This window comes from Flavobacteriales bacterium, from assembly GCA_016124845.1.
Taxonomy (GTDB): domain Bacteria; phylum Bacteroidota; class Bacteroidia; order UBA10329; family UBA10329; genus UBA10329.
Genome location: WGMW01000051.1, coordinates 64,972 through 79,885 on the forward strand (window position 1 = coordinate 64,972; position 14,914 = coordinate 79,885).

General features: G+C 47.2%; 12 protein-coding genes. 5 read left to right on the forward strand and 7 right to left on the reverse strand.

Features of this window, described 5'->3' with window-relative positions; all coding sequences use genetic code 11:
* Window positions 1-10: 10 nt before the first annotated feature.
* The 3 genes from GC178_16810 to GC178_16820 form a co-directional block, all read right to left on the reverse strand.
* Window positions 11-3,451 carry a pyruvate carboxylase gene (locus tag GC178_16810; protein MBI1289229.1) on the reverse strand — a complete coding sequence of 1,147 codons (3,441 nt, stop codon included), beginning with the start codon at window positions 3,449-3,451 and terminating at the stop codon, window positions 11-13.
* An 86-nt stretch (window positions 3,452-3,537) separates the two neighbouring features.
* Window positions 3,538-4,572 (reverse strand): glycosyl transferase, encoded by a 1,035-nt coding sequence (locus GC178_16815; GenBank protein MBI1289230.1) that lies wholly within the window; start codon window positions 4,570-4,572, stop codon window positions 3,538-3,540.
* Window positions 4,569-5,423 carry a UDP-2,3-diacylglucosamine diphosphatase gene (locus GC178_16820; GenBank protein ID MBI1289231.1) on the reverse strand — a complete coding sequence of 285 codons (855 nt, stop codon included), beginning with the start codon at window positions 5,421-5,423 and terminating at the stop codon, window positions 4,569-4,571. The genes GC178_16815 and GC178_16820 overlap by 4 nt, the downstream gene beginning before the upstream one ends.
* Before the next feature lie 442 nt (window positions 5,424-5,865).
* On the opposite strand from GC178_16820, the gene GC178_16825 reads away from it, so the two are divergent.
* On the forward strand, window positions 5,866-6,405 hold the full coding sequence (locus tag GC178_16825) for a DUF255 domain-containing protein (protein MBI1289232.1): 540 nt from the start codon (window positions 5,866-5,868) through the stop codon (window positions 6,403-6,405).
* 91 nt (window positions 6,406-6,496) lie between these two features.
* Here GC178_16825 and GC178_16830 read toward each other — a convergent pair whose 3' ends face one another.
* Entirely contained in the window at window positions 6,497-6,931 is a 435-nt protein-coding gene (locus GC178_16830; protein ID MBI1289233.1) for a DUF1569 domain-containing protein, read from the reverse strand.
* On the reverse strand, window positions 6,928-8,202 hold the full coding sequence (bioA, locus tag GC178_16835) for an adenosylmethionine--8-amino-7-oxononanoate transaminase (protein ID MBI1289234.1): 1,275 nt from the start codon (window positions 8,200-8,202) through the stop codon (window positions 6,928-6,930). Before bioA ends, GC178_16830 begins: the two co-directional genes overlap by 4 nt.
* Window positions 8,203-8,660: 458 nt before the next feature.
* Between bioA and GC178_16840 the strand changes: the two genes are divergently transcribed.
* Window positions 8,661-10,403 (forward strand): hypothetical protein, encoded by a 1,743-nt coding sequence (locus tag GC178_16840; protein MBI1289235.1) that lies wholly within the window; start codon window positions 8,661-8,663, stop codon window positions 10,401-10,403.
* On the opposite strand, the gene GC178_16845 is transcribed toward GC178_16840, so the two are convergent.
* Window positions 10,390-11,004: a hypothetical protein gene (locus tag GC178_16845; protein MBI1289236.1), complete on the reverse strand. Its 615-nt coding sequence runs from the start codon at window positions 11,002-11,004 to the stop codon at window positions 10,390-10,392. The genes GC178_16840 and GC178_16845 overlap by 14 nt on opposite strands.
* Before the next feature lie 130 nt (window positions 11,005-11,134).
* On the opposite strand from GC178_16845, the gene GC178_16850 reads away from it, so the two are divergent.
* Together GC178_16850 and GC178_16855 are read left to right on the forward strand one after the other, a co-directional pair.
* On the forward strand, window positions 11,135-11,506 hold the full coding sequence (locus tag GC178_16850; protein ID MBI1289237.1) for a hypothetical protein: 372 nt from the start codon (window positions 11,135-11,137) through the stop codon (window positions 11,504-11,506).
* A gap of 542 nt (window positions 11,507-12,048) precedes the next feature.
* Window positions 12,049-12,432 (forward strand): DUF423 domain-containing protein, encoded by a 384-nt coding sequence (locus GC178_16855; protein MBI1289238.1) that lies wholly within the window; start codon window positions 12,049-12,051, stop codon window positions 12,430-12,432.
* 114 nt (window positions 12,433-12,546) lie between these two features.
* Here GC178_16855 and GC178_16860 read toward each other — a convergent pair whose 3' ends face one another.
* Entirely contained in the window at window positions 12,547-14,214 is a 1,668-nt protein-coding gene (locus tag GC178_16860; protein MBI1289239.1) for an acetolactate synthase large subunit, read from the reverse strand.
* A gap of 216 nt (window positions 14,215-14,430) precedes the next feature.
* Between GC178_16860 and GC178_16865 the strand changes: the two genes are divergently transcribed.
* Complete coding sequence (locus tag GC178_16865) at window positions 14,431-14,796, forward strand: hypothetical protein (protein MBI1289240.1); 366 nt, start codon at window positions 14,431-14,433, stop codon at window positions 14,794-14,796.
* The last annotated feature ends 118 nt before the right edge of the window (window positions 14,797-14,914 follow it).

Sequence of the window (14,914 nt, forward strand, 5' to 3'; positions counted from 1 at the left end):
TAAGTAACAATTAGCCAGTAACTAACACAAGATCATCAGCCTCCACAAGTGTTCCTTCTTCAAGCACTGTTCGTTTAACAGTGGTGTTCTCCGAAGCCGTAACGGTGGTTTCCATTTTCATAGCCTCGATGATGAACAGCGGCTGGTTCTTCTTCACCTTGGTGCCTTTCTTCACCAAGACTTTGCTCAGCAGACCTTGCAACGGAGCTCCGATCTGATTCGGGTCGTTCTTATCAGCCTTCTCATTCTCTACTTTTTGAATGTTCAGGCTCTTATCGAGCACTTCAATGTTGCGGGTCATGCCGTTCACCCGGAAAAATAGCGTGCGCATTCCGTTATCATCAGCAGGTCCGATGGAGAGCAGTTCGATGATGATGTTCTTGCCCTCGCCTATCTCCACCAACGTTTCCTCGCGCAGCTTCATACCGAAGAAGAAGTTGCCCGTTGGCACTTTCGAGATGTCTCCGTACTCTTTTTTCTTGGCGTAATAATCTTCAAACACCTTCGGGTACATGAGGTACGAGAGGTAATCGGTCATTTTCAGCGAAGCATCGAATTTCTTCTTGAACTCGGCAAATCCCTTTTCGAAATCAATCGGCTCCAAGTGGCTGTTCGGACGATCGGTAAACGGTTCTTTGTCTTTGAGGATGATCTTCTGCAACTCCTTCGGGAAACCGCCATGTGGCTGACCAAGACGCCCCATGAAGAAATCGACCACACTCTCCGGGAACGAAATGGTATCGCCCTTTTCCATCACGTCTTCTATGGTAAAACCGTTGGAAACGAGGTACAGCGCCATATCGCCAACAACCTTTGAAGATGGCGTTACCTTGATCACGTCTCCAAACAGATCATTCACCTTGGCATACATCAATTTGATGTCCTCAAACTTCTCGGCAAGTCCAAGTGCCGTGGCCTGTGGCTTCAAGTTAGAATACTGCCCACCTGGAATTTCGTGTTCGAACACACTGGCAGTGCTGGCCTTCAATCCACTTTCAAACGGATAGTAATGGTCGCGCACGCGGTCGAAATAATTAGAGAATTCATTCAACCTATGAATGTCAACCTTTTGTTCCCGCTCATGGAAACGCATCATTTCCACCACCGAATTGAAATTGGGTTGCGAGGTTAGCCCAGAAACTGAACCAAGCGCCACATCCACCACGTCAACACCCGCTTCAATTGCCTTTAAATACGTTGCTGGCTGAAGTGATGATGTATCGTGCGTATGCAGATGGATCGGAATTTTCACCGTGTCCTTCAAAGCGGTCACCAACTCGGTTGCCGCATACGGTTTCAGCAATCCGGCCATGTCTTTAATGGCCAGAATGTGTGCGCCTGCGTTCTCAATATCCTTGGCGAGTTGCAGGTAGTAGTTGAGGTTGTATTTGCTACGCTGCGGATCGAGAATATCGCCCGTATAGCACATGGCACCTTCGGCAATTCCTTCGGTGCGCGAACGCACATATTCGATGCACGGGCCGATGCCCTTCATCCAGTTCAGACTGTCGAATATGCGGAAGATGTCCACGCCTGTTTCCCACGATTTTTCCACGAACTTCTCGACCATATTGTCGGGATATGCCTTGTATCCAACTCCGTTCGAACCACGGATAAGCATTTGCAACAGCACATTGGGAATGGCCTTTCTGAGTTCAGCCAAGCGCTCCCACGGATCTTCGTGCAAGAAGCGCAGTGCTACATCGAACGTGGCTCCGCCCCAAACCTCAAAACTGAATATCTCTGGGTGATTTTTCGCATAACTCTCGGCCACTCGCAGCATATCGAACGTACGCATCCGCGTAGCGAACAACGATTGATGCGCATCGCGGAAAGTGGTATCCGTGTAATGGATGGACTTTTCCTTGCGAAGCCATTCGGCAAAACGTTCCGCACCGAGTTCGTTCAGCAGATCTTTGGTTCCCTTTGGGTAGGCCGAAAACCGTTCGTACTCAGGAACCACAGGTTTAAGTAAAACCTTGTTCTCATCAACAAATTTCACATCGGGATTTCCGTTCACCGAAATTTCACCCAAGAACTTGACAATCCGTGTGGCGCGGTCCCTTGGCACCACAAACTTGAACAGTTCTGGGTGCTCTTTGATGAAGTTGACCGTGGCCTCTCCCCGCTTGAAAACATCGTGGTTGACAATATTCTCCACAAAACGGATGTTGGTCTTTACGCCTCGAATTCGGTATTCCTGCAAGCAGCGCGTCATCTTCCGTGCCGCACCATCCAGCGTTCGCGAATGCGAACAGACCTTTACCAACAACGAGTCGAAAAACGGGCTGATGCGCACGCCAGAATACACGCTTCCCGGATCGAGTCGAATACCAAAACCTTCGGCTGGTCGGTACGTGATCAACGTTCCGTGATCGGGTTTGAAATCGTTCTCAGGGTCTTCGGCCGTAATACGACATTGAATCGCGAAACCGTTCACACTGATGGCTGTCTGGTCGGGAATGGCAATCTCATCCTCGTAGAGTTTGAAACCCATCGCAATGCGGATCTGGAGCTTCACGATATCAATACCCGTGACCATTTCCGTAACGGTATGCTCCACCTGAATACGTGGATTCACCTCAATGAAGAAAATCTCGCCATTCGGGTCAACCAGAAATTCAACCGTTCCTACATTATTGTACTTGACCGCTTTGGCGATCTTGATGGCGTAATCGAACAGCCGTTTGCGCACGTCCTGCCCCAAGCCCATGGCGGGTGCCACTTCCACTACTTTCTGAAACCTGCGCTGAACGGAACAATCTCGTTCGTGCAAGTGTATCGTGTTGCCTTCATTATCAGCCACGATCTGCACTTCAATGTGCTTCGGGTTCTCAATGAACTTCTCCAAGAAAACCGTGTCGTCACCAAAGGCTCTTCCAGCCTCACGCTTGGCCTCATTGAAGGCATTTTCCAATTCCTCCGCTTCGCGAATGACACGCATACCACGTCCACCGCCACCCGAAGCGGCCTTCAGCATCACAGGAAATCCGATACGTTTCGCCTCGGCTAAAGCCGTTTTCACATCGGTCAGCGTTTTCTCGCTGCTTTCAATGATCGGTACTTCGCAGCGCTTGGCCACTTCTTTGGCCGCAACTTTATCGCCCAATTGGGCCATCACCTCAGGTTCAGGACCAATGAAGATGATGCCATTCTCGCGGCACTTGCGGGCAAATTCCTCGTTCTCAGAAAGGAAACCGTAGCCAGGATGAATGGCATCCACATTCTTCTCCAACGCCAGGTTGATGATCTCGTCAATGTCGAGATACGGTTTCAGTGGCTCGTTGTCCTTACCGAGCTGATAGCTCTCATCTGCCTTATAGCGGTGCAGCGAATAGCGGTCTTCGAACGTGTAAACGGCCACCGTGCGCAGCTTCAATTCTACACAGGCGCGCAGAATGCGGATGGCAATCTCGCCACGATTGGCAACAAGTACTTTTCTGATCTTCATCTGAATTGCTTAGACTGCCGAAAATAGTCAATGAAGCCTATTCCGTTTGGAACACTGGCGGCAAGCAATTCACAAGTTGTCAAACGCTATCCAAAACCGGCCATCAACCGCTTTTCGCTCGGATTTGGCGCATCCAGAATTTCGTTTCGGAGAATGGTACTTACGATCTCCTCAGCATTGTCGGGATAGTTGACGCGGATGGGCTTCTCCTCCATCAGCCAATCGGCAATCTGCGGAAGCCATTTCTTCTTGAGAGACTTGATTACGGGAATTCCCATTTGGTTCAATGCCAATGCATTGCATTGCTGCTCGAACTGCTTTTTCATTGGAACCACACACAATTTCTTCCCGAGGAAAAGTGCTTCTGTTGTTGCTCCAAAACCAGCCGCACAGAGCAATCCAGCGCAGCTTGAAAGGCTTTCGAGGTACTGCGAATTGTCGATCGGGCGAAGCCAAACATTCTCATCAATGAACGCTTCGTTGCTATGCTTGGAAAACACCTGCCAGTCCACTTCGGGGAATTTCTTCAACGCTTTGACGATGCGCTCATCGCTGTGCGCTGGCAGGTAAACCAGATAATGTCCGTTATTCGAAACATTCAGGTCGCGTACTTCCTTTCGGACAATGGGCGTGAAAATGCTTGGATTGTATCGCTGAAAGTGAAATCCATAAGCCTGAGAAACGGGTGCGTAATGCTTCAGAATGAACTTACCAATAAGGTCATCGCTTTCTGCCACCGGAGCACCTTCGGTGAGAATGGAAGCTTGGTTACTCAGCCCAATAATGCGCTTCTGCGCCAGAAAACACGCCCAAGACGAAACAGGTTCGAAATCGGAAACAACCAGATCGTATGGCGAAACATCCAAAGAATTCACCTCGCGCATGAAACGTCTCACACGATTGTTGTTGTACGTCTTCACAAAATCGACCCCGCCTTTCTGCCCAAAAATAAAGCTGAGACCGTGAAAACGGTAACGCACTTCGAACGGCAGTTTCAGTTCGCACTGATTGCCGCTCAGCAGCACATCCACGTGTCCACGTTTCTGCAAATGCGGAATGATCTCCATCGAACGGCTCAAATGGCCGTTTCCCGTTCCTTGTATGGCGTAAAGTATTCTCATGCACGTTTGAAACTGAATTCCTCAATTAGCCCGAACAGAATCTCCTGACTGGTCTGCTCAATGACCATATCTGGCTGAAGCGTGAAATCCTTCATCATTTCATCCTCTTCATAGCGATAGAGCGACCATTTGCCATCATTGTATTCCAGCGAGGTAAGGTTCTCAATCCAATCGCCACTGTTCATGTACGTGATCTCCCCGTCACCACCTTTGATGGTCTTGATGATCGGTTTATGGATGTGACCACATATAACGCTGTCGTAACCGTTCGAAATGCCGATCAAAGCCGTTGTGGTCTCGAAATCATTCACGTGCTTCACAGCCGCTTTCACGCTGTCTTTCACCCGTTTTGAAAGCGATATCTTCTCTTTTCCGAATCGTTGTAACCAACGGTTTACCCAGCGATTGAACAGGATCAGCAGATCGTAGCCCTGTCCACCCAATTTGGCGATCCACTTCGAATAGCGCATGCTTACATCGAACACATCGCCATGGAATATCCACGACTGCTTACCGTCCAATTCCAGCACAACCTTGTTGTCGATATGAAGATTTCCAATGGTCTGTCCACAGAATTTTCGCACAAACTCATCATGATTTCCAGGAATGTAATGCACTTCCACTCCCTTCGAAAGCATGTTCGTTATCTCCTTTATCACACGAATGTGATCCTTCGGAAAATAGCTTTTGCTGAACTGCCAGATGTCGATGATATCACCGTTCAGAATCAGCTTCTCTGGACGAATACTCTTGAGATAACGCACCAGTTCTTCGGCATGGCAACCATACGTGCCAAGATGCGTATCGCTGATGATCACGGTTTCTACGGGGCGTCTGTCTTCAAATTTCATGTGGTCGGATTTATTGGTTTGGGCGTGTCATATTTCTTGGCGAAGCGGAACGCAGCACGAATGGCCGCGCACAAAAAAAGGCGCCAATGCGCCTCAAGTCTCTGTTTCATGGTAGTCGATTCAATTACCTGCGTACCGAAATTCGGAGGGGTCGGTTTCCAGTTCCTGTCAGGGCAGGATGTGTGTAAATGTGGTGGGATAACGGCTCTGTTTCCTGAGAGCATCTAATCCTTTCTGTAGGTTTACACAAAAGTATAATCAGCAGTCTGCCAGCACGTTAACCGCAGATTACGGTTGTTTCAAGAAATCGAAAACATTTTCAAGCCAAAGCACAAGGACGCAGAGAAGTACATTGCAAATCGTCTATCGCCAATTGTCAATTGTAAATCCGCTTTGCGGCCTGATCTTTGCAATGCCCAACCACGACCTTTAACTTTGTATCATGCATTTCAAAACGCTCTTTATTCTAACGCTCATCACGGTTTCAACCGCGCTTTCTGCTTGGAAACCCGCTGAAACCGAACCATCCGACAAGATCAACTGGGTGAGCTTGGAAGAAGCCGACAAACTCCGCCAACAAGTGCCTCGCAAAATCCTTATTGATGTTTACACCGATTGGTGCGGCTGGTGCAAGCGTATGGATGCTACCACTTTCAGCGACCCTGAACTTGTGAAGTATGTGAACGAAAACTACTACGCGGTAAAGCTTGATGCCGAGCAGAAGGAACCGATTACGATTGGTGGAAAGACTTACGAGTACATTGCGAACGGAAGACGAGGCTACAACGAAGTGGCAAGTGAACTGCTACAAGGCAAAATGAGTTACCCGACCATCGTGTTTCTGGATGAACACATGAACATGATCCAACCACTTCCCGGCTATCGCGATGCCAAAGAGATGCAGCCCATTCTTGAATACTTGGCAACTGAAGCTTACAAGCAAACTCCTTGGGAAGAGTGGCTCAAGAAGCGTGAGGGTTGATTTCTTAACCGCAAAGGCGCAAAGTTTACGCTGAGTTCGCTAATTTTTTCTTTGCGCCCTTGGCGGAATTCTCCGCGTCTTTCCGGTTCAGTCAACTACCGAATTGCCGCAAGTGATGGTCGAGGTGCTTGTAAATGATCAAACCCCAATCTTCTTTGGTAAGGTTTCCGAAAATCGGATGTGGATAGAGCTTTTCAGCCTCAACAAAAGCTGAAACGACTGCAAGCAACTTCTCAAGTTCAATCTCCAATTTGTCTTCACTTCTCGCCACCATTTCTGGTGCCGTGATCAAGTTCTTCGGCCAAGGAATGTAGTATCCGAACGTGATCTTGGTCAACCATTGCAGCGGTCGCGGAAAAAGTGGTTTGGTCGGAATTTTCCCGATTGCCATTTCAATCTGCTTGCGACAATGCTCGAGCATCTGACTTTCGGACATCGTTCCCCAAAGTCGCGTTTCCGAACCATCCAACGAGTTCACTCGCTCGACAATACTTTCAAAATCACTTGGCTGAAGTAGCGTTCTCATGCTTTGAATTCTCGAATGGACTGATAAACCAAATTCAATTCCTCTTCTGTAATGCAATAAGGAGGAATAATGTAAATGATATTCCCCAACGGACGGAGAACAATGCCGCGCTCCAAGAAGAAATCGTACAAACGGTCGCGTAGCGAGTTGAAATAGCCCGTCTGAGCGCCTGTTTCGTATTCGATGGCCAAGATGGTGCCTTTATGGCGAACGGCTGCCACACCGCTCAATTCTGCGGCTTCCTTGGCAAAGCCTGAGTGCTGCTGTTCAATGCGTTTGACGTTTTCCCACGTTTCATCCTTTTCCATCAGGTGGAGACTGGCGCATGCCGCAGCACAAGCCAACGGGTTTGCCGTGTAGGAATGGCCATGCAAGAAGGTTTTCATCGTCCCTGCTTCATCATCGGTCCAGAACGAATTGTGCATTTCCTCAGTGCAGACCGTCACGCCCATTGGAAGGAAACCGCCCGTAATGCCTTTGCTCAATGCGATCAGGTCTGGTTTCTGTTGACACTGGTCCATCGCGAACATGGAACCCGTACGTCCAAAACCTGTCATTACCTCATCAGCAATAATGATAATTCCCTTCTCTCGGCACATGGAAATCATCTTGTCCAACACCTCAGGAGAATAGACCTGCATACCTGCAGTTCCTTGCACCAACGGCTCATAAATAAAAGAAGCAACTTCTTCTTTTTCAATTATTTGAAACAATCTATCTAAAGCCTCACTTTCTTTTCCCGAAACTGGTGTCGGAATGAATTCCACCTCAAACAAAAACGGGTCGAATGGCTTAGAAAACACGCCTCTTCCACCAACAGCCATAGCACCGAATGTATCTCCATGATACGCATCTTCCAGCGCAATCACTTTCTTCCGTGGAGTACCTTTATTGAACCAATATTGGAACGCCATTTTCAACGCGACCTCCACGGCCGTTGAACCATTATCAGAGTAGAAAACCTTCGTGAATTGCTCTGGCATTTTCTCCAGTAAGCGAAAAGCCAGTTCAACCGCTGGTTCGTGTGTAAAACCCGCAAACATCACGTGTTCCAATTGCTGAACCTGTTCTGCAACACGCTTCACAATGTAAGGATGCGAATGTCCATGCAAGTTCACCCACCAACTGGAAATCGCATCCAAATAGCGTTTTCCATCTGCATCGATCAACCATGCTCCTTCTCCACGCACAATCGGCACGTTGACCGTATCTTCCTTCACGGCCGTGAATGGGTGCCAGACTGCCTTTCGGTCGTTTTCTCTCCAACTCATTGGTTCCGAATTACGAATAATGTGCGAATATGACGAATGCGCGATCAATAAACGAACGGCCTAAGAATGACCGTCACCCTGAATTTATTTCAGGGTCTGACATATCAGTTTGCAATACGGCTCGGTGAACAACACTTCAATGTCAGCAACCTGAAACGGAAAGTCTGATCAATAATCGATGCCAAAGGTCAAGTAGATAACCCTACCAAAAGACTTTACGGCCGTAATAAAACCTGATGCAACCGTATTGGAATTTTAGATGGTTGCAATGGAAATGAAAATGGGCGTTTTGAAGGAAGCTGAGGGTACGTATTGCAACTTAGTGAAGCGTTCTCACGGAAGGTAAACGCGCAAGCAGGTCGATTTGCCAATGAAAATAGAAATTCAACACCCGCAACACAATCAACACGTACAATTAAAATAAAGTGTTACTTTTCTCCGATTGTTAACTCCGCGTTATGAAAAAGATCCTACTCTTAATTACCGTACTTGCAATAGGTTGCAAAAAAGAACAGTTGGTGGAAGAGCCACCTGTTACAAACTATCCTACTGAAGCAACCCTCAACCTGGGTTCGACCGTGCATGCCAAATTTTTCGGTGTGGTAAAAGACGAATCCGGAAGCCCCGTTTCTGGAGTTGCCATAACAGCAGGAGACAAGACCGCCACTACTGACAATAATGGTGTGTTCATGATTTCAAACGCCAGTGTTAACGAAAAATTAGCTTACGTAACTGCCGTGAAATCCGGCTATTTTTTAGGGTCCAGATCCGTCATTCCTTCTACCACGGCCACTAACAACATCAGAATAACACTACTGACCAAGGATATTGCAGGAACCGTAAATTCTGGAGAAGAAAAAACCATTTCTCTTCCTGATGGAGCGAAAGTAGATTTCAAAGGAGAATATGTTGACGCAACTGGAAACGTGTACACGGGTTCGGTCAATGTGTCCTTTAAATACATGCCCCCTATGGCAGATGCCACGGCAGACCAAATGCCTGGCATGCTTTACGCTCAAAATAAAGATGAAGAGGCTGGCGTATTGGAAACGTACGGAATGATAGCAGTTGAATTAACCGGCTCAACTGGCGAAAAACTGCAAATAGCTGAAGGATCCAATGCGACCATTCATATGCCATTGGATGCAGCTCAGTCAGCAAATGCTCCTGCAACAATTCCTTTGTGGCATTTTGATGAAGTGGCCGGTTACTGGATAGAAGGAGGTGAAGCTACTTTGATCAACGGAGAATATGTAGGAGATGTAACCCACTTTTCTTTTTGGAATTGCGATGCTTTTTCAGCCAGTGCTCTGGTTCTTGGTTGGGCTGAAGACCAAAATGGATTTCCCTTATCCAATGTAGCAGTTTTTGTTATCACACCGAATGCTTCTACAATTGGACACACAAGCTCCGATGGTACTTTCTATACGTATATCCCCTCCAATCAAGCTATCATCATCGAAGTAGATAATCAATGTGGCAACCCATTAGAAACCTTTAATGTAGGTCCTTATGCCACAGGTAGCGCAAACAGTGAAACGTTTGCTGTACCACTTACTACTTCTAATTCGGTTCAGGTAACTGGTGTATTCTATGATTGTAACAATAATCTGGTAACCGATGGTTATGTTCTATTGAACGTTGGTTCGGAAGAATATACTCAGATTTTGACAAACGGGACAATTAACATGCCTGTACTATTCTGCAATGTGCCGACAACCTTAACCGTTCAAGGTTTCGATTATAATAGCCTTCAGGAGACAAGTTTAAATACAGTACCCTTAGTTTCTCCGGTTACTGACTTAGGAAACCTCATCGCCTGTAATTCGGTTTCAGAATACATTAACTACGCGATAGACTCCAACCCTCCAGTAGTTGTATTTGCGCCTATTTCCTGTGCATCATCGTCAGATACTATCAGCATTGAAGGAACTACTCCGAGCAACGGATTTGTTTATTTAAGGTCTGCTTCGCAAACGGTTGGATCATATAATTTTGACTATAACACAGGCATGACCGTATCTATGTCTGGAGGAATTCCTTGGTGGCAATCATCAGCAAACACAGACATCATTTTTAACTTGAACAACTTTGGTCCAGTTGGTGGGTATGTGGACATTACGTTCAGTGGAACGTACGATGATTATAATAACATAAACCATACTATTACTGGAACTGTCCACGTCTTCAGAGATTCTTAGACCTGGGATCAAAAGATTGTTTTCTGTCAATAATTGAGATAATACCTGAACTGTGCGGTTTCGTGTAATTTGGTCGAACTCTGTAGTGCCACGGATTGTCATCGCTTTCGGGCGCCACCAATCCACCTGTGAAGCTTTCGAAATGCTCCACTTTTCCGCCATCGGCACGAATCTCATCCAATAGCTTCATGGCAGAGAGATGATCGATGCCTGGATCAAGACCGATCTCGTTCAGAAACAGTAGATTTTTCGCTTCGACCTCCATGTTCAACGCCTTCATCTCCTTCGAGATATAGGAAGCCGTTGTCAGATGTTTCCCGAGTTCGAGGCAATCCTTCGCCACTTCGATGTGCATACTTGCAGGAAGCATACTTACCACCACATCTGCCTTGGAAACCTCCTCGCGCCTCTGTACTTCATTCAGCACATCAAACTTGATGGCACTTCCGCGCGAATGTGAACCAATCTTCTTCTGCGCCAATTCTTCCGAAATATCGCCCACGGTTATGTGCCAATCGAGCGCTTCGGCATGTTGCAGGAAATAGTCAATCAGCGTTGTGGCCGACCGCCCTGCGCCTATGACAAGAATGTTCTTCTGCATGGCCTCAAAGGTGAAAAAATCTGTTGTTTATGGGTTACGAATTACGAATGAATTCGAATATGCGAAGACAGAAATCCGAAACAACTGGGTTGTGGACCATTGACTATCGACCATCGACTATCTTCACAGCATGAAAACAGACCTGAACGAAATTGAGGCTACGCTTCGCGGGATTTTGAAATCGCACACACCGACCTTGCGTGTTCGGAAGGACGAGAAAAATGTGCTGGAAGTTTGCGGCAAAAAGGAAGTGATGCAAGGCAAGCAGAAAGTGGACGGCTTCTATTTCGGAAGTGTTGTACCTAAGCCGAAGGACATCCGATTGTACTACTTCCCTATTTACACGCACCCAACCGAGTTTGCGCCATCAGACGAACTGAAGAAATGCCTGAAGGGCAAAAGCTGTTTTCACATCAAAAAGCTAAGCCCCGAACTGGAAAAAGAGATCACCGAAATGGTGGCGAAAGGAGTTGCGTTGTATGATAAGGATGGGTTGATTTAAGAGTAATGGAAGAATTTCTAACAGTAGTTTTTGTTGGGTTCTGTGTTCTATTCATTGCTTGGATTACCTACCATCAACTAAGAATTTGGAGGTACCGTTATTTCTACAGTTATGGTAGTGAAATCAGCGAATTTCTACGTAAAAATGAATTGACTCTGATAGAGTCAAGATATCCATCCAATCTTGATTGGAAAGATGGTTGTTTTACTAAGCCCCCATCAATTAGAGTTTCCTTCTCTATAATCAGAATCAACGGAATTTCTGTTACTTGGACTGATAAGAAGTACTTAATAATCGATACTCGGAATTCAAATGGCAAAGGAATTAAGCTGTGGTTAGAGGTAGAAACCACCTATTTCCAAAAACCAATTTTAACGTTTAAGAAAGCACGAAACCGTAGGAAGTTCTTCAACTCACCACGTGTTGCTAAATCTGAGAACATAACGGTTGTAAAAGGGGTTTGTCCAGCATGCGGCTGGAAACTTGAAGGCAACGAAACTCAATGTCCCGAATGCGAATTACACTTTCAATAAACTAATACAATGAAAAACTGGATCGTATTTGCAACTGTACTTGGAGCGATAACCGTCATCCTTGGAGCCATTGGCGCACACGGTTTGCAAGGCAAATTGAGTGATGTGCAACTGAACAGTTTTGCCACAGGTGTACGGTATCAGTATTACCACATTTTCGCCATGATTTTGGCCGTTGTACTGAGCAAACAGTTTAATGTAAACCTGAAAGTTTCGCTTTGGCTTTTCGCCATTGGAACGCTGTTTTTCTCAGGTTCCATTTTCCTACTTTCCACCATTCCCATTCATGGAATGGAGGGCGTTCGAGCACTTGGCCCAATTACACCAATTGGTGGATTAATATTGGTAGCCGGCTGGTTGAGCGTGGCTATTCAGTTCATTCGAAAAAATTGAACATGAATTAGCCACAGATTCACAGATGAACTCAGATTGTCACAGAGAATTTAATATGAGTAATCCGTGAAAATCCGTGCATCTGTGGCTATAAAATGTATTCCAGAGTATGAGTTACGGAGCCAACTTATTCTTCAGCGCCTTCGCCCACGAGTTCGGAATCTTATCCAATGAATTCAACAGATAAGGCAACGCTTTCAATTTAAAACCTTCGTATTCGCTTGGCACCACGGCATCAATCAAATGCGGTCCGGGTTCACGGAATGCGTTTTCCAACGCCTTATTAAATTCCTCCGCTGTACGGGTGCGTTCAGCAGGCATTCCCATTCCATGTGCGATGGAAACGAAATCGATTCCCGGCTTGGAAATATCTAGTTGCGCCTTGGCTTTCGGCCCGACCTTCTCGGCTCCCACTCTTTCCAACTCGATATTCAGAATGGCGTACGAACCGTTGTTCAGAATCACGGTCGTTACATCCAGATTCTCGGCCATAATGGTCCATAACGCCTGAATCGTATACATGGAAGCGCCATCACCAATAAGCGCCAGCACAGGACGGTTTCTACTTGCCACCGCTGCACCCAACGCAACAGGTAAACCTTGTCCGATGGCACCGCCTGTGAGGGTCAGCAGATCATGCTTTGGCGCGCCTGCCGTGTGGAAAGGAATCTTCAAACCTGATGTCTGCGATTCGTCCGAAATGATGGCATTCTCTGGAAGAAACGCACCAACTGCTCGTGCCACTTTCTCTGCATTCAGGCTTCCTGCTCCCAATTTTGGGCGTGCGGCTTCTTGAAGTTTCGGAGCGGTTTCGGTTGCGCCAACTGCAGCAACCAACGCTTCCAAGCTCTTCATGGCATCTTGCTCCTTCGTTACAAGATCGTGCAGTTTGCAATCATCTGGCACGAGGTAACTCTTCTTGTCTGGATAAGCGAAGAATGAAACAGGCGCTTTAGCATCAATAAGAATAAGATGGTCGTAGCCACCCAATTGCACCGAAGCCATTTCGGCCAAGTAGGCGATGCGCTCCACGTTCGGCAATCCCGCACCACGCTGCAAGCGAGTTGGGAATACTTCGGTGAACAGTTTCGCTCCGGTCTTTTCCGAAAGCTTGGAAGCGAGCATCAGCCCGTCCTCCAAAATCACTCTTCTGCCAAGCAGAATAGCAGTTTTCTTACCTGAGTTTTTCAATACTTCGGCAATGCTGTTGACCACTTCATCAGAAGCTTGTTCTGGCGCAGGTTGTGTGAAATCTGAGATGGCCGTTCCGCCTTCTCCCCAAGAAACATCGGCTGGCAGAATGAGCGTGGAAATCTGATTCGGAGCACCGATTGCGACTTTGACCGCTTCCGCTGCATCTTCACCGATCTTGCTTGTCTCCTGTGTGGTTCTCACCCACGTGGAAACGTTCTTCGCTACGGTTTCAATATCGGACTGAAGCTGCGCATCGTACTGAGTATGGTACGTGGCGTGATCGCCTACAATATTCACCATTGGTACACGCGCTTTCCGCGCATTATGCAAATTGGCAAGGCCGTTTCCGAGGCCACAACCCAAATGAAGCAACGTGGCGGCAGGTTTTCCTGCAATCCGTGCGTAACCATCGGCTGCGCCTGTGGCCACACCTTCAAAAAGCGTGAGCACGGCCCGCATGTCGCTGTCATCCAACGCAGCTACAAAATGCATTTCCGAAGTTCCCGGATTGGTGAAACAGGTGTCGATACCTGCGTTCATCAACGTATCGAGTAATGCTTTGGCGCCATTCGTTTTTCCCTTGTTCATCTGTGGTGTGGGTGTTAAAAATTGAAGCACGATTTTAAGCAAAAAATCCCCCGTCCAGAAAATTCCGCAAGCTTCATTTTCCGTCCACCCCCTTTGAAAGGGGGAATGAGGCCCTTCCTCCTTCAAAAGGAGGTGCCGAGGAACGAGGCGGAGGATTATCCTACATTCGCAGCCACATTTACTAATTGTCACATTCGCTAATCCGCTAATTGCCTCATGTCTGATTACACGCGTTACACCGAACTGCTTTCTGAAATTGCCGACATCTCTTACGCCACCGCGCTGTTGCATTGGGATCTGGAAACGTACATGCCGAAGAACGGTCATGCGCGCAGGGCACAGCAGATCGGAACGCTATCGAAATTGGCGCATGAAAAGTTAGTTGATCCCGAACTGAAAAAGTTGGTGGATGGCCTATTGGCCGATCTTCCGAAGGAGAAAAAACAGGCACGGAATATTGAACTGACCGCCCGTGATCTGAAGCGGAAAATGCTGTTCGATGCCAAGTTTGTGGAGGAAACGAGCCGCGCCACCAGCGAGGCTTTTTACCATTGGCAGGTGTCCCGTCCTAAAATAGGTTGACAACAAATCGACCTATTATGGAAAAACGAGAGGATAAAAGGAAAAGGCGTAGTCAGCGCGATTACAATCTGGGCTTTAAACTGGCCGTTGTGGACCAGGTGGAAAAGGGCGAGATGAC

Excerpts from the sequence above, each read along its gene's own strand:
- GC178_16810 (MBI1289229.1), bottom strand. The coding sequence starts at position 3,451 with ATGAAGATCAGAAAAGTACTTGTTGCCAATCGTGGCGAGATTGCCATC.
- GC178_16815 (MBI1289230.1), bottom strand. The coding sequence starts at position 4,572 with ATGAGAATACTTTACGCCATACAAGGAACGGGAAACGGCCATTTGAGC.
- GC178_16820 (MBI1289231.1), bottom strand. The coding sequence starts at position 5,423 with ATGAAATTTGAAGACAGACGCCCCGTAGAAACCGTGATCATCAGCGAT.
- GC178_16825 (MBI1289232.1), top strand. The coding sequence starts at position 5,866 with ATGCATTTCAAAACGCTCTTTATTCTAACGCTCATCACGGTTTCAACC.
- GC178_16830 (MBI1289233.1), bottom strand. The coding sequence starts at position 6,931 with ATGAGAACGCTACTTCAGCCAAGTGATTTTGAAAGTATTGTCGAGCGA.
- bioA (MBI1289234.1), bottom strand. The coding sequence starts at position 8,202 with ATGAGTTGGAGAGAAAACGACCGAAAGGCAGTCTGGCACCCATTCACG.
- GC178_16840 (MBI1289235.1), top strand. The coding sequence starts at position 8,661 with ATGAAAAAGATCCTACTCTTAATTACCGTACTTGCAATAGGTTGCAAA.
- GC178_16845 (MBI1289236.1), bottom strand. The coding sequence starts at position 11,004 with ATGCAGAAGAACATTCTTGTCATAGGCGCAGGGCGGTCGGCCACAACG.
- GC178_16850 (MBI1289237.1), top strand. The coding sequence starts at position 11,135 with ATGAAAACAGACCTGAACGAAATTGAGGCTACGCTTCGCGGGATTTTG.
- GC178_16855 (MBI1289238.1), top strand. The coding sequence starts at position 12,049 with ATGAAAAACTGGATCGTATTTGCAACTGTACTTGGAGCGATAACCGTC.
- GC178_16860 (MBI1289239.1), bottom strand. The coding sequence starts at position 14,214 with ATGAACAAGGGAAAAACGAATGGCGCCAAAGCATTACTCGATACGTTG.
- GC178_16865 (MBI1289240.1), top strand. The coding sequence starts at position 14,431 with ATGTCTGATTACACGCGTTACACCGAACTGCTTTCTGAAATTGCCGAC.